Raw genomic sequence first — 16,203 nt, forward strand, 5'->3', positions numbered from 1 at the left:
GCGGCCGAAACAGGGGAAATCCTTTTGGCACGACCATCCAAACCGCTGATCTCGCGCAGCAATGCCGCCGAAGCCGCGCTCGAGGTGATCGACGAACATGGGCTGGAGGCCCTGAGCCTCGGTCTCGTCGCAAAGAAGCTCGGCGTCCGTCCGCCGTCGCTCTATCATCATTTCAAGGACAAGTCGGAGCTGCTTCAGGAAGTCGCGCGCATCATGCTCGTGCGCATCACGCTGATGGACAGCGGCGATGAATCCTATGAGGAGCGCATCATCGACATCTGCGTCTCGACGCGCCGCGCGATGCTCAAGCATCCCAACGCCGCGCCGCTGATCCTGCGCTATTTTCCCAAGCATATGCTGCTGGCCGCCTATGACCGGGCAGCGCGCGACGAACCCTTTCCGACATCGATCCAGCTTGTCGTGATCGAGGCGATCGAGCGGCTGACCTATGGCACCGCGCTGTTTGAGGCGGCGGCGCGCGCCCGCGGCGTCGCGCCGATGCCCTTTGTCGATCCGGGCAAATATCCCAATCTCGCCAAGGCGATCGCCGACAGCCCGTTCGACGATGAGGAGCTGTTCGTCGAATCGCTCCGCATCTTCCTGACCGGAGTGCGCGCACGCCTCGATCAAGGCACGGTCGGCAAGTCGCTCAAACCCGCGACGGCCTGACGGGATTCACGGCACCTCGTTTCCGAAGATCGCCGAGCTGACGGTCGGCGCGCCGGGGCCGCCTGCGAGCAGGCATGTCCGGGCGCCGGGCACCGGATTGGCGGACTCGCCGCGCAATTGCTTCACCGCCTCATAGGCGGTGCCGATGCCGTGGATGAAGCCTTGCGCGAAATTGCCGCCGCCGGTGTTCACCGGCAGCTTGCCGGTGGGCGCGATCAGATTGTCGAAGCGGACGACCTCGGCGACATTCTCATAGGTGCAGAAACCGTGGTCGATCAGCGAAGCGACGCCCTGCGCGCTGAAATTCTCATAAAGCTGGACGACGTCGATGTCGGCGGGCGACAAGCCTGTCTCGGCATAGAGCCGCCGCGCGATCGGGCGGAAACCCGCGGTCGGATAGAGCGCTTCGTCGTCATTCTCGAGCAGATCCCCCCACCCTTTTTCGGCGCCGTTCGCGCAGCCGAGCAGATAGACGGGCGGCTTCTTCAGGTCGCGCGCGCGCGCGGCCGACACCATCAGGAACGCGGCGGCGCCGTCATTCTCGCGGCTGCAGTCGAACAGGCGGAACGGCTCGGCGATCCAGCGCGAGCGACGCATCTCTTCCAGATCGAGCTCGGTCCGATAGGCCACCGCCTCGGGGTTGCGCGATCCGTGATAATAGGAGGCGCGCACCAGTTCCTCGGCGACCGATCGCGGCACGCTATGATGTTCGTACATGCGGTTGGCACGGATCGCGCAGACCTGCGCCGGCGCGACGATCCCCGCCGCGAGCATATGATCGTTGAGATGATGCGCCATCACCGCCGCCGACAGACGCCCGCTCGATCCTTCGACCAGCGCGCGGAAGACGACGACCGCGCTCGCCTGCCCCGACAGGATCGCCGCCGCGGCGAGCCCGAACGCGCCCGCAACGCCGCCGCCGCCGCCGCCCCAGACGACACTCGACCATTTGAGCTCGCGCGTGCCGAGCGCCGGCATCAACCGCACCGGCTCGTTCTTGTCGTCGCCGTAGGAGACGAAGCCGTCGACTTCGGCGGGATCGAAGCCCGCATCGGCGCAGGCGGCGCGGATCGCCTCGGCCAGCACGCCCTGCTCGGGCAGCGGCGAGGCGCCGCGCCGGTACTGGCGCATTCCGATGCCCGCGACCGCGGTGGTTCCATAAAGCGGATGCATCAGCCGCGGCTCCAGATGATCGTGGGAATGTCGCGGCCTTCGACGCGCGTCGCGCCGATGCGCCCCGTGATGGCCTCGCCGATCAGCGGATCGATCTGGCCGGGATCGTCGAGGCGCCCGAGCAGACGGATGCCGCAATCGTCGACCGTCGCGACGATAGAGACGAACGGCAGATCGAGGCTTTCGGTGAAGCCGAAGCGGTGCCACGTCCGGGTCCAGGAAAAGATGGTGCCCGCCATCGCCCGCTCGACCCATTGGATTTCTTCGCTGCCGCACGTCCCGCAGCGGCTCAATGCGGGCCACAGCCATTCGCCGCAGCCGCCGCAGCGCGGGAGCAGCAGCCGCCCTTCGGCCAATCCGTTCCAGTAGGGCGCGTCGGCGCCGTCGTTGATATTCATCTCAAACCGCCGCCGTCCATTCGAGGGGCAGCGTTTCGAGCGCCATCACCGTGCCGATGCGAAAAGCATGGCGTTCGCCCGGCGTCGCGCGGAAGGCAGGGATGCGCTTCACCCACTCCTCGGTCAGGATGCGCAGCTCCGCGCGGCCGAGGACGTGTCCGACGCACAGATGCGGCCCCGACGAGAAGGTCAGGTGCGCGCTGTTCTTGCGGTCGAGATCGAAGAGGCCGGGCGCGTCATATTTCGCGGGATCGCGGCTGCCGAGACAAAGGATGTTGAGCACCATCTCGCCCTCGCGGAATTGCGCTTCGCCGATCTGCTGATCCTTCACCACGAGCCGGGGCGTGTTGACGACCCCATAGAGGCGCAGCGCTTCGTTCACGAAAGCGGAAATCAGCGACGGGTCGGCGGCGAGCCGCGCCTGCACCTCGGGCATCCGCGCGAGTTGCTGGAATGCGAAGCCGGTGACGTTGGTCACCGTGTCCATGCCGCCGAGAAAGAGGACGAAGCTCATCGCCAGAATTTCGTCGTCGCTCATCGTGCGCCCGCCGACGTCGACGGCGATGAAATGCGACATCAGCTTGTCGTCGGGCGCCGCCTTCTTCGCCTCGATCAGCGCCTTCATCTCGCCGAGGATCGCGGCGCTGAGCCGTCCCATCTCGGCCTCGTCGTTCTGGGCCGAGAAAAAGGCTTCGGCCAGCGCGCGGAAATCGCCGAGGCGCGACAGGTCCATGCCCATCAGTTCCATGAAGACGCTGACGGGGAACAGTTTCGCCACATCGGCCTGAAAATCGCAGGCACCTTTCGCGGCGACGCCCTCGACCAGTTCGACCGCCCATTCGCGGATGCGCGGTTCGAGCGCCTTGATCGCAGTCGGCCCGAACATCGGCATCATCGCCTTGCGATAGGGCAGATTCTCGGGCGGATCGAGGCTGAGCGGGATGAAGAAGGGCGGATTCTCGACCCGCGGAATCTGCATCTCGCGCACCGAGAAATGCTCGGGATCGAGGACGATCCTGCTGATCGCATCGAAGCTCTTGACGATCCAGTGTCCGCCGTTGCGCCGCGTCCAGAAGATGTCGGGCGCGTCGGCAAGCGCAGCCGCATAGGTTCCCTGCACATCCTCGCCGATGCGCGGATCGGCATAGATGTCGAAATCGAAGACGAGATGCGCCGGGATATGCGGCGGCACCGAGGGGGCGGCGTGGTCCAGGGCGGTCATGTCGGGCTCCTCATCGCACGCGCTCCATCGTCTCGTGGGCGCGCGCATAAAGCTCGCGCACCGCGGGTTTGGACAATTTGCCGGTGGCCAGCCGCGGCAGCGGCTCGGCCGAAAAAGCGACGTAGCGCGGCACCTTGTAGTTCGAGAGATTGATGTTGCAGTGATCGATCAGCGCCGCGACATCGACCTCGGCCGCGCCATGGTAGACGACGAACGGCGTCTCCCCGAATTTGGGATCGGGCGCGGCGATCGCCAGCGCCTCGACGATGCCGGGAAATTCGCACACTACTCGCTCGACCTCGGCGGCCGAGATATTGAGCCCGCCCGAGATGATCAGGTCCTTCATCCGGTCGACGAAGGTCAGCAGGCCGCGCTCGTCGAGCATCCCGATGTCGCCCGACCAGAGCCAGCCGTCGCGGATCGCCTTCGCCGTCTCTTGCGGGTTGCGCCAATAGCCCTGCATCATGCCCGGCGAGCGCATGACGATCTCGCCCGGCTCGCCAGGGTCGCAGGGGCTGCCGTCGGGGCGCAGCACGCGCACCTCCATGAAGATGCCGCCCCAGCCGCATTTCTCGGGCTCGTCCATCGCCAGATGCTCGGGCATCATCGTGACGTTGCCGCCGACCTCGGTCTGGCCGTAGATCTGGCGGATCGTGATCCCCTTCGCCTTCCAGCTATCGAGAAGCTGCCGGCTGACGCGCGCGCCGCCCGCGGCGGCCAGGCGGATCGACGACAGGTCGGCATCGGCGAAACCGGGGCAGCGCGCGATGGCCTCGAAGAAGGTCGGTACCGCGCCGAAGCAATTGATCTTCTCGTCCTCGATCAATCGCAGGATCGCGTCGGGAACGAAGGCGGGCTCCATGAAGATGGTGCAGCCCTGCGTCGTATAGTGGACGAGCTGGACGAAGCCCGCCGACGTGTTGAGCGGCGCAAGACTGATGATCCGCGCGCCCACCGAAGAGGACGGCTCCTCGAGCGACCAGCAGGCGGCATAGGCAGTCATCGAACGGTTGGTGAAGACGACGCCTTTCGGCTTCGCCGTCGACCCGCTCGTCGCGATGATGACCACCGGGGCATCGGGCGCCGGATCATGCGCGGGCGAAGCGGGGGCGCCGTGACGCAGGGCCTCGACCTCGGCCATCGGCCGGGGCGTCAGACCCGCCGCAGCGACATTGGCCGCGAAGTCGGGCGCGGCGAAGGCGAAGCGCGGCTCGGTCGTCTCGCAAAGTTCGCGAATTTCGCGCGGGGTGAAGCGGAAATTGACCGGATTGACGATCCCGCCCGCACGGATGATCCCCATGATCAGCGCGCAATAGGCGAGGCTGTTCGTCGAGCAGATCGCGACGCGGTCGCCGGGCTTCAGCCCATCGGCCTCCAGCATCGCGGCCACGCGATCCGACCACGCCTTGTAATCCGCATAGCTCAGCCGGTCGCCACCCAGCACCACGGCCGGCTGCTCAGGCCGCATCCGCGCCCACCAGGCGATCGCGCTCGACAATGTCTGCGCCATTAGTCCCTCTCCATCCGGTCTGCCGCCGGTTCAACGATCACAGAAGTGCTTCGATCGCTTCATAATAGCGCACGATGTTCGTCTCGAGCCCGCAATAGACGGTTTCCTCCGGCACGCCGGCGCCCAGGCCCTGCTGGCTGATCTCGGCCGCCCGGAAATCCTCGCCGCCGAAGACTCCGAGGATCAGTTCATAGGAGCGCGCGAACACCTCCTCGGCCTTGGGAGTCGATGCGGCCTCGGGTGTCAGCATGAAATATTCGACCGTCGTGCGGTCGGGGCCGCGCGGCATCAGCAGCATGACGCTGGTATAATATTGGCTCGTCACCAGGACGCAGTTGGGGAAAGCCGTATAGGCGTGGGTGACGAGCTTGTGGACGTTCGCCGCCGGATCCTCGTCGAGCATTTCGGGGACATAGCCGATACGTCCCGATACCTGCCGGATATTCGGCCCGAACATGTCGACGATATTGGGGGCGTCCTGAAACTTGTCGCCGATCGACGCCGCGTGCAGGCGCTGGACATGATAGCCTTCGAGAAAGGGTTCGAGCACCACTTTCCAGTTCGCCTTGAGGTCGAAAGACTTGCGGCCGTAGACATGCGCCGACGCTATACCGAGCGCGACAAAATCCTCGGCGACCTGTTCGGACAAGTTGGACCAGTCGGCCGGGATATCCCGATTGAGCTGGACATAGACGATGCCGCCCCATTCGCGTGCTTCGAGCTCGACGAGTCCGCGCTTGCTCTTGTCGAGATCCTGAAAGGCCTCGCTGCGCGACACGCCGATCAGCTTGCCGTCGATACCATAGGTCCAGGCGTGATAGGGGCAGGTCATGCGCCCCTGCTTGTGGACCGCGCAATCCTCGATGATCTTCGATCCCTTGTGCTGGCACGCGTTGACGAAGGCCTTGATCGTGCCGTCGCGAGTGCGCGAAACGAGCATCGGGAAGCCGTAGCTGTCGTTCGCGACGACGCTGCCGGGTTCGAGCAGCGCCGACACGGTGACCGGAACCGGATAGCGGCGGAAGATTTTTTCCTGTTCGAGATCGAATCGCTCGCGCCCGGTGAAGATCGCATTGGGGCGCGTCGCACCGAAGAGGACGACGACCGCGTCCTTCTCGGCCGGGATCTTGCGGATCGCCGCGATCTGGCTGGGCGTCAGGTTGGCCAAAGTCGTCAGCTTGCGGGCGGGCCGCGCAATGTCTGCAACATCGCTCATTTGCAGATTCCTCTCCTTATTGTCGGGCATAGCCTATTCCACCCTTTACCTAATGACAATAGTTTTTTATGAGGACTGCGAGGGCGCTGCAAAAGCGACCGGAATCGAGGGATAATGAGGATGGATTTCGACTATGTCATCTGCGGGGCCGGCGCGGCGGGGTGCGTTCTCGCCTATCGATTGTCGGAGAATCCGGCGATCAGAGTCGCGCTGATCGAAGCGGGGCCGCACGACCGCCATCCCTTCATCGCGATGCCCAAGGGGCTTGCCAAGGTGATGCAGGACCCGAAGCACCTCTGGGTTCATATGAGCGAGCCCGAGGCGTCGACCGCGGGCCAGTCCGAAGCCTGGGTGCGCGGGCGCGTGCTCGGCGGGTCGTCGTCGGTCAACGGCATGATGTATGTGCGCGGCCAACCCGCAGACTTCGATGCGATCGCAGAGAAATCGAGCGACGATTGGAGCTGGACCCATATCGGCGCGGCCTATCGCGCCTTCGAAAGCCATGAGCTCGGCGCCGCCGAGACGCGCGGCGATGCGGGGCCGATGAGAATATCGATGCCGACGCAGCGCCTGCCGATTTCGGATGCGCAAGTCGCAGCGGGCGAGGCGATGGGGTGGGCCAACAAGCCCGACGTCAACGCGCCCGACGACCAGGTCGCGATCGGCTATGCCCCGCGCACGATCTGGAAGGGCAAGCGCCAGAGCGCCGCGCAGGCCTTTCTGCGCCCAGCCGAGAAGCGCCCCAACCTGACCGTGCTGACCGACCGCACCGTCGATCGCGTGATCTTCGACGGCTCGCACGCGGTTGGGGTCGAGGTCGTCCATGACGGTGCGCGCGAAACGATCGACGCGGCGCACGAGATCATCGTCTGCGGCGGCGCGATGGCCAGCCCGGCGATCCTCGAACGTTCGGGCATTGGCGACCAGGACCGCCTCGCCGCGCTCGACATCCCGCTCGTCCATCACAACCCCCAGGTCGGCGAAGGGCTGATCGAGCATCGCGGCATCATCATGCAATGGAAGCTGACGAAGGAGGCGCTGTCGCAGAACCGCGTCTTCGGCGGCTGGCGCCTGCTGCTCGCAACGCTGCAATATTACCTCACTGGCGACGGGCCGATGTCGGCCGCCGCCTATGAAATCGGCGGCTGGTTCAAGACGCGGCCAGGACTGAACCGTCCCGACGCCCAGATGCTGATCGCGCCCTTCAGTTTCGACATGGCGACGCAGCGCACGCAGCTTGAGAAGCATCCGGGCATGAACGCGGTCATCTATCCGCTGCGCCCCACTTCGCGCGGGAGCATCCATATCGCGACGCGCGACCCCGATGTCGCGGCGAGCTTCAAGCCCAATTATCGCGCAACCGAAGAGGATCGCGCCGCGATGATCGGCGCAGTGCGCGTGATGCGCGCCTATGCGAAACAGGCGCCTCTCGCGGGCATGATCGCCGAAGAGACGATGCCGGGGCCTGCGTTCGGTACCGACGCCGAAATCCTCGATGCCTACGACCGTTTCGGCACCTGCGGCTATCATGCGGTCGGCAGCTGCCGGATGGGCAAGGATAAGGATTCGGTCGTCGATCCGGCGCTCCGCGTGCGCGGCGTCGAGCGGCTGCGCGTGGTCGACACCTCGGTGATGCCCGCGATTCCGTCGGGCAATACCAATGGGCCGACGATGGCGATGGCCTGGCGCGCCGCCGACATCATCCTGCGCGATGCGCCGCAAGCGAAAGCAGGTTGAGATGGACTATAGGGACGCTCTCGATGCGCGATTCGACCGGCTGAAATCCGGCGAGAACGGTTGGCAGGCGCTTGCCGATGCCGGCGTGCTGGGCCTGCCCTTCGCCGAGACCCATGGCGGACTTGGCCTGTCGGCGCGCGACGGCTTTGCGGTGCTCGAAATCCTCGGTCCGCGCGGGATTGCTCTGCCCTATCTCGAATGCGTGCTGCTCGCCGGCGCCTTGCTCGACCGTGCGGGCGGCGACCATGCGGCGCATTGGCTGCCGCGCGTCGCATCGGGCGAAGCGAAGCTCGCCTTCGCATGGATCGACGACCGCGAGCCCGCGCGCGCCGAAGCGGGCGCCGCGGGCTGGCGCTTGTCGGGCGGCAAGCTGCTGGCCATCAGCGCGGCCGAAGCCGATGCGGTGATCGTCACCGCCGCGACGGACGATGGCGCCGCGGCCTTCGTGATCGCGCGCGAGGCGCTGGCGATGAAGGCCTATCCGACGATCGACGGACGCCGCGCCGCCGACCTGCTGCTCGACGATGTCACCGTGCCGCCCGGCGCCAGGCTCTCGCTCGACCCCGACGACATCGCTCAAATCCGCGACATCGGCGCGGCCGGCATTGCGGCCGAAGCCGCGGCGATCATGGCGCGCCTCGTCGCCGACACGCGCGACTATAGCGTCCAGCGCGAACAGTTCGGGCAAAGCATCGCACGTTTTCAGGTCGTCCAGCACCGGTTGGTCGATATGCATATCGAGGCGCGCCGCGCTGCGGCAGCTGCGGCCCTTGCCGCCGATGCGCTCGACCTTGACGGGGCGGAACGCGCGAGGGCGGTCAGCGCCGCCAAGGTCACCATCGCGGACGCCGGCCGCTTCGTCGGACAGAATGCGGTGCAATTGCACGGCGGCATGGGAATGACCGAGGAATTGCCGGTATCGGCGCTGTTCAAGCGGCTGACGGTGATCGAGAGCGAGTATGGCACGCGCGACGCGCATCTCGCACGCTATATGACGCTTAGCTAAGGCGTCTGCGCACGGTCGTTCGAGATTTGTAGCGGGTGGAATGCCAGTGCCAGCTAACGACCGATTGAGGACGCCCGGCATTTCCTAACTTTGTCATCCCCGCGAAAGCGGGGACCCTGAGCGTGCGTCGGCTAACCCCACACTAGGTTCCCGCTTTCGCGGGAATGACGAAGGTGGGCAGGGGCCGCTCTCCACCCCAAAGCGGACAGTCTCTGCCGGTTTGGTCGGATCGCAACTCGGACTTGAGGCCCAGCGCAGAATGTTTTGAAGGTTTCCGTCCGACGCTATACGGGCACCGGATTGGTTGCTTCCATCGCTTCGCGCCGGGCTCCGCACCCAGCCGTTCGCATAAAGGCAGATCGCCAGGATTTTGAATTACAATGAATTATCGTCATAGCTTTCATGCCGGCAATAGCGCCGATGTCGTAAAGCACAGCCTGCTCATCGCCCTCGTGCGAGCGTTGCAGCTTAAAGAGAGCCCGCTCACCCTGATCGACACCCATGCCGGTTGCGGGCTGTACGACCTTGGCGGCGATGAGGCGAGGCGCACCGGCGAGGCTGTACAGGGCGTGGTACGCGCCTTTGCCGACACGAACCCGTTGCTCGACGACTATCGCGCCGCCGTGCAGGCGGTAAATGCCGAGGAAGAACCGCTCCTCTACCCCGGATCGCCGCGCTTCTTGGCGCAGCTTCTGCGCCCGCAGGATTTTCTGATCCTGAACGAGAAGCATCCCGAAGACACCCATGCCTTGCGCGGCGCGATGCGCGACACTTCCGCCGCCGTGCATCAGCGCGACGCCTACGAGTTTTGGCTGGCGATGCTGCCGCCTCGCACCGCGCGCGGCGTGGTGGTGGTCGACCCGCCGTACGAGCAGATTGATGAACGCGCCCGTATCACCGCCACCCTCGCAGCCGCCAGCCGCAAATGGGCGCATGGCGTGACGGTGGTCTGGTATCCGCTGAAAGACCGCGCAATGCATGTGCGGTGGAAGGCGCAGCTACGTAAGCTCGGTATCCTGAAGTTTCTGGTGGTGGAGCATTGGTTGTACGATAGCGATCAGCCCGACATCTATAACGGCGCGGGCCTTTTTATCGTCAACCCGCCCTACGCCTTCACGCAGGCGCTGCCGCCTCTGCTGGAAGCGCTGCGCGCCGCGCTGGCGCCCGAGGGGCATAGGGGAAAGATCACAACCGACTGGTTGGGCGATTAGAATAAACCCTCATCTTCGCCTTCTCCCAAAGGAAATTCCTTCAACAGGCGCTTTGACGTCGGAAATTCCAGCATGGCTTCGCGTGGCATATCTCTGGCGTAAGGAAGCCGGAAGACCGGGGTTGCGACACGCGGATCAGAGACCCAGTTCGGCCTTCGCCAAAATCCCCCGCTGAATCTCGTTGGTCCCGGCATAGATGCTGCTTGCGCGCTCGTTGAGATAATGAAGCGGCGCAATCGCCTGCCACACCTCGCCGCTGCAATAATCGTCGGGGTCGTGGCCGGGGATCGGCCCGCCGGGCATCGCGACGCCCGGCTGAAAGGCCCGTGCCAGCGGCCCTGCCGCGTCGAGCGCGAGTTCGGTCGCGCGCTGCTGCAATTCGGTGCCGAGAATCTTCATCATCGACGCATCGGCACCGGTCGGCGCGCCCGCCGACAGCCGTGAGAGAATGTCGCTTTCGAGCCGCGCAAGAATATCGCAGCGGATACGCGCCTCGGCCATGCGGACTTCGAGCAAGGCGCGCGCATGCCCCGCGGGCTGCGCGGCGACCTGCCCGGCCAGTTCATCGAGCGCCACATCGATCTCGGGCGCATAGGCGCTGCCGCCGCGTTCGAATTCGAGCAGATATTTGGCGACGGTCCAGCCCTTGTCGATTTCGCCGAGCACGTTGGCGACCGGAACGCGGACATCGTCGAAGAAAATCTGGTTCTGGATATGCTCGCCCGACGCCATGACGATCGGGCGCACCTCGATCCCCGGCGAGGTCATGTCGATCAGCAGGAAAGTGATCCCCTGCTGCTTGCGTTCGCCCTTCGCCGTGCGGACGAGGCAGAAAATCCAGTTCGCGACATGGGCGTGCGTGGTCCAGATCTTCGTGCCGGTGCAGACGAGATCGTCGCCGTCGCGCACCGCCCTCATCTGCAGCGCGGCAAGGTCCGATCCGGCGCCGGGTTCGGAATAGCCCTGGCACCAGACATGCTCGCCGCTTAGCATCCGCGGCAGGAAAAAGGCCTTCTGCTCTTCGGTGCCAAAGCCGATGATCGCGGGGCCGCACATCTTGATCCCCATCGGCGACACCGGCGGCGCGCCCGCGCGAACGCGCTCGCTCGCGAAGATATGGTGCTGGACGACGCTCCAGTCGCAGCCGCCATATCGGGTCGGCCAGGCAGGCGCCGCCCAGCCCTTCGCATGGAGTTTCGCCTGCCATGCCATTTGCGACTCATGGTCCGCATAGACGCTGGTCATCAGCTTGCCGGCCCGGCGAAGCTCGGGCGTGAGTTCGGCCGCGAAGAAGGCGCGAACCTCTTCGCGGAATGCTTCGTCTTGCGCGCCGAGTTGCATCGGCTCAGGCCGCTTTCGGAATGAAGATCGCCTTGGGCCGGGTGAATTCGAGCAGGCCGGGAACGCCATTTTCCTGCCCGAAACCCGACTGCTTCGCGCCTGCGAGCGGGGTAAAGGGTGTCGATTGGAGATTCTGGTTGATCCAGACGGTGCCGGTGTCGAGCCGATGCGCGATCGCGGTCGCCGCCTCGACGTCGGCCGACCACACCGCGCCGGCGAGGCCATAGTCGCTGTCGTTCGCGCGCGCGATGACATCGTCGATGTCGGTGAACTTGAGCAGCGGCAGCACCGGGCCGAAGGCTTCCTCGACGACGACGCGGCTATCCTCGGGCGGATTGTCGACGAGGGTCAGCGGCACGAAATAGCCTTTCTCGGGAACCGGCCCGCCTTCGAGCAAGGTCAATCCATTGGCGCGGGCATCGTCGAGCAAGGCCAGGACGCGGCGATATTGCGGCTCGTTCTGGATCGGGCCATAGCGGTTGCCCTGCTCCGCGCCGTCGCCGACGGGCAAGTCTCTCGCAAGCTGGTGCAGCCGGTCGCGCAGACGGTCATAGATGTCGGCATGAATATAGAGCCGCTTGGTCGCGACGCAGACCTGCGCGGTGTTATGGAAGGCGCCCTCGAACAGTTGCGCCGCGACGGCGTCGACATCGACGTCGGGCAGCACGATCGCGGCGTCGTTGCCGCCGAGTTCGAGCGTGATGCGCTTCAGATCCTTCGCCGCCGATTCCATCACGCGGCGCCCGGTCGCGGTCGAGCCGGTGAAGCTGATCTTCGCAAAGCCCGGATGCGCGGTCATCAGCGGGCCGAGCGCGTCGCCGCCGCTGATGATGTTGATCACGCCCGCGGGGAAGATGTCGCGGACGAGTTCGCCGATACGCAAGGTACAGAGTGGCGTGAAGGGCGAGGGTTTCAGCACCAGCGTGTTACCCGCCATCAGCGCGGGGCCGATCTTCCACGAGGCGAGCAGTACGGGGAAGTTCCACGGCACGATGCCGCACACCACCCCCAGCGGCACATGATGGACCTCGATCCGCCGCGTATCCGAATCCTCGGTGACATCGACGGGAAGGTCGAGCATCGTCGTCGCCTTCATCCACATCGCCGCACCTAGGATTTCGGCCTTCGCGCCGGGAAACGGCCGCCCCTGTTCCTTCACGAACAGCGTCGCGAGTTCGTCGGCATGCACCTCGATCGCCTCGGCCGCTTTCATGAGGCAGGCTTTGCGCTCGGCGAGCGGCGTGTCGCGCCAGGCGGGAAAGGCGCGCGTCGCGGCAGCGACCGCGGCGTCGAGATCGGCGGCATCGGCATCGGGCGCGGAGGCGAACACCTCGCTCGTCGCGGGGTTGCGGACATCGATCACCGCCCTGGCGGCGACCGCTCGGCCGTCGATCGTCATCGCAAATTCGTCGCTCATCTGCCTCTGCCCTCTTGTGCGGCCGATCCTTGTCGGCTCCATTGTCATCTGCGCCTTTACAAACTAACGACGTTAGATAAAAGCGCAAGCACGAAAAGCGAAATGGGAGAGCGAGCGATGTCCGAAATCGAAGGCGGCTGCAATTGCGGCGCCGTCCGATACCGCCTGACGGGCGATCCGCTCGCCGTCGCCGTATGCCATTGCAGCAATTGCCGCCGCCAGTCGGGCAGCGCCTTTTCGGTCAATGTTGTCGTCCGCGACGAGGCGATGCAGATGACGGGCGACGTCGCGACGTGGGAGGATCGCGACACCGAAAGCGGCCAGCCGGTGCTGCGACAATATTGCGCGGCGTGCGGCTCGCCGATCCGCTCGCTATCGGCGGCATCGCCCAAGGTGGCGATCGTCAAGGCGGGCACCGCCGACGATCCGGGCCGGTTCGTCCCCGCCATCCACGTCTGGACCTCGTCAGCGCTGCCGTGGGTCGAGATCCCCGCCGGTCTGCCGCAATTTCCACGCAACCCGGCATGAGCGCCGATCGCCCGCTGTCGGGGCTGCGCGTCGTCGATCTCGTCGAGGGGCCGCTCGCGCCGATCACGCGCTATCTGGCCGAACTCGGCGCGCGCGTCGACCGCTTCGTCGCCGCGACGGGAGATGCTGCGGACGTTGCCGCCAATGTCGGAAAGATCGTCCACTCCGGCGCCCCGGATGAAAGCCTACTTCGCCGCGCGCACATCATTGTGTCGCCCCCTTCGGCGGCAATCGACCATGACGCCCTGATGGCCGGCAATCCGGCGCTCGTCCTGATGCACGTCAGCAATTTCGGAACGGGCAACAGCTTCAGCGAATGGAAAGCCAGCGACGCCGTGCTGCACGCGCTGTCGGGCAGCCTGTCGCGATCGGGCCTTCGCGGCCGCCCACCGCTGCTCCCGCCGGGCGAACTCGCATGGCAATGCGCCGCGGCACAGGGCGCCTATGTCGTGCTCGCCGCCTGGTACAAGGCGTTGCGGTCGGGACGCGGCGACCGCATCGATTTTTCGGCGCTCGACGGCGCGATGCAGGCGCTCGATCCCGGTTACGGCGTCAACGGCAGCGCGACGATGGGACGCCCCGTCCATCTTCTCTCGCGCGACCGCCCCGCCAGGGGAACCCAATATCCGATCTTTCCCTGCATCGATGGACAGGTCCGCATCTGCATCCTCGCCCCGCGACAATGGCAGGGCATGTTCCGCTGGATGGGAGAGCCGGAGGCGTTTGCCGGCCCCGAGTTCATGAAGATCAGCACGCGGCAGCAATCGTCCGAATTGCAGGCCGCGCTTGCCGATTTCTTTCGGCTACGCACCCGCGCCGAGCTGGAGGCCGAAGGTCAGGCGCATGGCGTTCCCATCGCCGGCCTGTTGAGTTTTGCGGAATTCGCCGCAAGCGAGCAGGTTGCGGCGCGGCAGGCCCTGACCGACGCATCCTTTCCCGATGGCACACGCGCGCTGGTCGCGAACGGCGTGCTGACGATCGACGGCATTCGCATGGGTCGGTTCGGCGAAGGGGTAGAGGGCGAAGCGCCGACACCGGGCAATGCCGAGATCGCACGTCCGTTCGAGGGTCTCAAGGTTCTCGACCTCGGCGTCATCGTCGTCGGTGCCGAAGCCGGCCGGATGTTCGCCGACGGCGGCGCCGATGTCGTGAAGATCGAGAGCGCCGCCTTTCCCGACGGATCGCGGCAATCCTATCTCCCCTATGGTCTGTCGGTCAGCTTTGCGGCGGGTCATCGCAACAAGCGCAGCCTGGGTCTGGACCTGCGGCAGGAAGAGGGTCGCGCGCTCTTTCTCGATCTGGTGCGCGAAGCCGATGTCCTGCTGTCGAATTTCAAGCCGGCCACGCTCGACGCGCTCGGCCTCGATGCCGCGACGCTTGCGGCGATCAACCCGCATCTCGTCATGACCGACAGCTCGGCCTTCGGTCCGACGGGCCCCTGGGCCAGGCGGCTCGGTTACGGACCGCTTGTCCGCGCCGTCACCGGCCTCACGCATATGTGGCGCTATCCTGACGATCCTGAAAGTTTCAGCGACGCGGTGACGGTCTATCCCGATCATGTCGCCGGCCGCATCAGCGCCCTCGGAGCGCTGGCGCTGCTCATCCGGCGCGAACGGACGGGGCGCGGCGGCAGCGCGAGCGTGTCGCAGGCCGAGGTGATGCTGGCGCAATTCGCCGCCTATCTCGCGCCCGGCGGCCGCAGCGAGCCAGTCTCCGCCGTTCTCCCCGCGACCGGCGACGATGCATGGTGCGTCGTCACGGTCGATGGCGATGAAAGCGATCTTGCCGATATTGCCATGGCGGTTGCAGACCAGGACGCAATGGCGGCGGCAAAGGGGCTTCAGGCGAAGGGAATCGCTGCGGCTCCCATGCTGCGCGTCGCCGATTTGACTGGCTTTCCTTATTATCGCCAGCGCGGCAGCTTTCGCAGCGACGCGCACCCGTATCTGGCCGAGCCGGTCATTTCCGAACGTCATACGGCGCGCTTCCTGTCCGAAAGCAGCTCCCCTTCGAGCCCGGCGCCGCTTGCGGGCGAGCAGAGCATCGACATCGTGCGCGAGTGGCTAGGCAGGAGCGAAGCCGAGATCGGGCGGCTCGTCGAAACACATATCCTCCAACCGACCGAAAACGAAGTGTTCGAAACGATCCGCAAGCATCTGGATGATCGCAACGAGCACGCTCGACCAGCGGCCGCTTCATGACCTTACAACGGCAGTTTTCCAGTCGCGGTCGGACAGATTGCATGGACCAGATCGGGCGAAAACAGCCATTCGAACGTCGAAATTCGCCCTCAGGATTCGAACCCGCGGCATTAATTCGAGCGTCGCCGGCACTAACCGCCTCCAAATTTTCTAACGCTTGGCGATTCGAAATCCCGGCGTTTAGCGATTGGGAGAAGAAACCCAAAAATCCTGGGCGCCTCCGGGCGCATTCTTCGGAAGACTTTGTGCTGCAACGAGTGGGACGTCCCGGGTCCTCATGAGACCCTTTGCGACGCCGGCCTGGCAGGGGCAGCAGGATTCGGCATGCCAGATCAACAAATTGTTTTTAAACAGGAATATTCTTAATATTGCCAATCTACCAGCAAAATCACCGACCTCTTCTTGGGCTGTAGAGGCACTTTATAGCCCCATTATCGACCAGCTCAGCATCAAATGGGATGGAGTGAGACAGCACATAAGCGACCGCTCTGCACATTGTCGGCTTGGCCGTCCCACATTGCCGGATCGAGTTCAGCCCACAATTGTCAAACGGCCCTTTAATTGCGGGTATCTG

General features: G+C 65.2%; 13 protein-coding genes. 6 read left to right on the plus strand and 7 right to left on the minus strand.

Annotated elements, in window-relative coordinates; all coding sequences use genetic code 11:
- Positions 1-24 precede the first annotated feature (24 nt).
- Positions 25-669: a TetR/AcrR family transcriptional regulator gene (locus tag ACVENA_RS14150; RefSeq protein ID WP_257544029.1), complete on the plus strand. Its 645-nt coding sequence runs from the start codon at positions 25-27 to the stop codon at positions 667-669.
- Positions 670-675: 6 nt separating this feature from the next.
- Here ACVENA_RS14150 and ACVENA_RS14155 read toward each other — a convergent pair whose 3' ends face one another.
- The 5 genes from ACVENA_RS14155 to ACVENA_RS14175 are packed head-to-tail and all read right to left on the minus strand — an operon-like array spanning position 676 to position 6,188.
- Positions 676-1,842: a thiolase C-terminal domain-containing protein gene (locus tag ACVENA_RS14155; protein ID WP_449325875.1), complete on the minus strand. Its 1,167-nt coding sequence runs from the start codon at positions 1,840-1,842 to the stop codon at positions 676-678.
- Entirely contained in the window at positions 1,842-2,240 is a 399-nt protein-coding gene (locus tag ACVENA_RS14160) for a Zn-ribbon domain-containing OB-fold protein (RefSeq protein ID WP_449325876.1), read from the minus strand. Before ACVENA_RS14160 ends, ACVENA_RS14155 begins: the two co-directional genes overlap by 1 nt.
- 1 nt (position 2,241) lies before the next feature.
- A complete protein-coding gene (locus ACVENA_RS14165) occupies positions 2,242-3,462 on the minus strand; it encodes a cytochrome P450 (protein ID WP_449325877.1) in 1,221 nt (406 codons plus the stop codon).
- A gap of 10 nt (positions 3,463-3,472) precedes the next feature.
- Positions 3,473-4,972, minus strand: coding sequence for a class I adenylate-forming enzyme family protein (locus tag ACVENA_RS14170; RefSeq protein WP_449325878.1), 1,500 nt, complete (start codon positions 4,970-4,972; stop codon positions 3,473-3,475).
- A 37-nt stretch (positions 4,973-5,009) separates the two neighbouring features.
- Positions 5,010-6,188, minus strand: a complete 1,179-nt coding sequence (locus ACVENA_RS14175) for an aromatic ring-hydroxylating oxygenase subunit alpha (protein WP_449325879.1) — start codon at positions 6,186-6,188, stop codon at positions 5,010-5,012.
- 120 nt (positions 6,189-6,308) lie between these two features.
- On the opposite strand from ACVENA_RS14175, the gene ACVENA_RS14180 reads away from it, so the two are divergent.
- The 3 genes from ACVENA_RS14180 (at position 6,309) to ACVENA_RS14190 (ending at position 10,142) form a co-directional block, all read left to right on the plus strand.
- Positions 6,309-7,925, plus strand: a complete 1,617-nt coding sequence (locus ACVENA_RS14180) for a GMC family oxidoreductase (protein ID WP_449325880.1) — start codon at positions 6,309-6,311, stop codon at positions 7,923-7,925.
- 1 nt (position 7,926) lies between these two features.
- Entirely contained in the window at positions 7,927-8,931 is a 1,005-nt protein-coding gene (locus ACVENA_RS14185; protein WP_449325881.1) for an acyl-CoA dehydrogenase family protein, read from the plus strand.
- Between the two features lie 380 nt (positions 8,932-9,311).
- Complete coding sequence (locus ACVENA_RS14190) at positions 9,312-10,142, plus strand: 23S rRNA (adenine(2030)-N(6))-methyltransferase RlmJ (protein WP_449325882.1); 831 nt, start codon at positions 9,312-9,314, stop codon at positions 10,140-10,142.
- Positions 10,143-10,277: 135 nt separating this feature from the next.
- Here the strand turns inward: ACVENA_RS14190 and ACVENA_RS14195 are convergent, their stop codons facing one another.
- Together ACVENA_RS14195 and ACVENA_RS14200 are read right to left on the minus strand one after the other, a co-directional pair.
- Positions 10,278-11,483, minus strand: a complete 1,206-nt coding sequence (locus tag ACVENA_RS14195; protein ID WP_449325883.1) for an acyl-CoA dehydrogenase family protein — start codon at positions 11,481-11,483, stop codon at positions 10,278-10,280.
- 4 nt (positions 11,484-11,487) lie between these two features.
- Entirely contained in the window at positions 11,488-12,900 is a 1,413-nt protein-coding gene (locus ACVENA_RS14200; RefSeq protein ID WP_449325884.1) for an aldehyde dehydrogenase family protein, read from the minus strand.
- A 117-nt stretch (positions 12,901-13,017) separates the two neighbouring features.
- On the opposite strand from ACVENA_RS14200, the gene ACVENA_RS14205 reads away from it, so the two are divergent.
- On the plus strand, positions 13,018-13,428 hold the full coding sequence (locus tag ACVENA_RS14205; RefSeq protein WP_449325885.1) for a GFA family protein: 411 nt from the start codon (positions 13,018-13,020) through the stop codon (positions 13,426-13,428).
- Positions 13,425-15,629: a CoA transferase gene (locus ACVENA_RS14210; RefSeq protein ID WP_449325886.1), complete on the plus strand. Its 2,205-nt coding sequence runs from the start codon at positions 13,425-13,427 to the stop codon at positions 15,627-15,629. The genes ACVENA_RS14205 and ACVENA_RS14210 overlap by 4 nt, the downstream gene beginning before the upstream one ends.
- The last annotated feature ends 574 nt before the right edge of the window (positions 15,630-16,203 follow it).

It is taken from the genome of Sphingopyxis sp. 550A, from assembly GCF_053569535.1.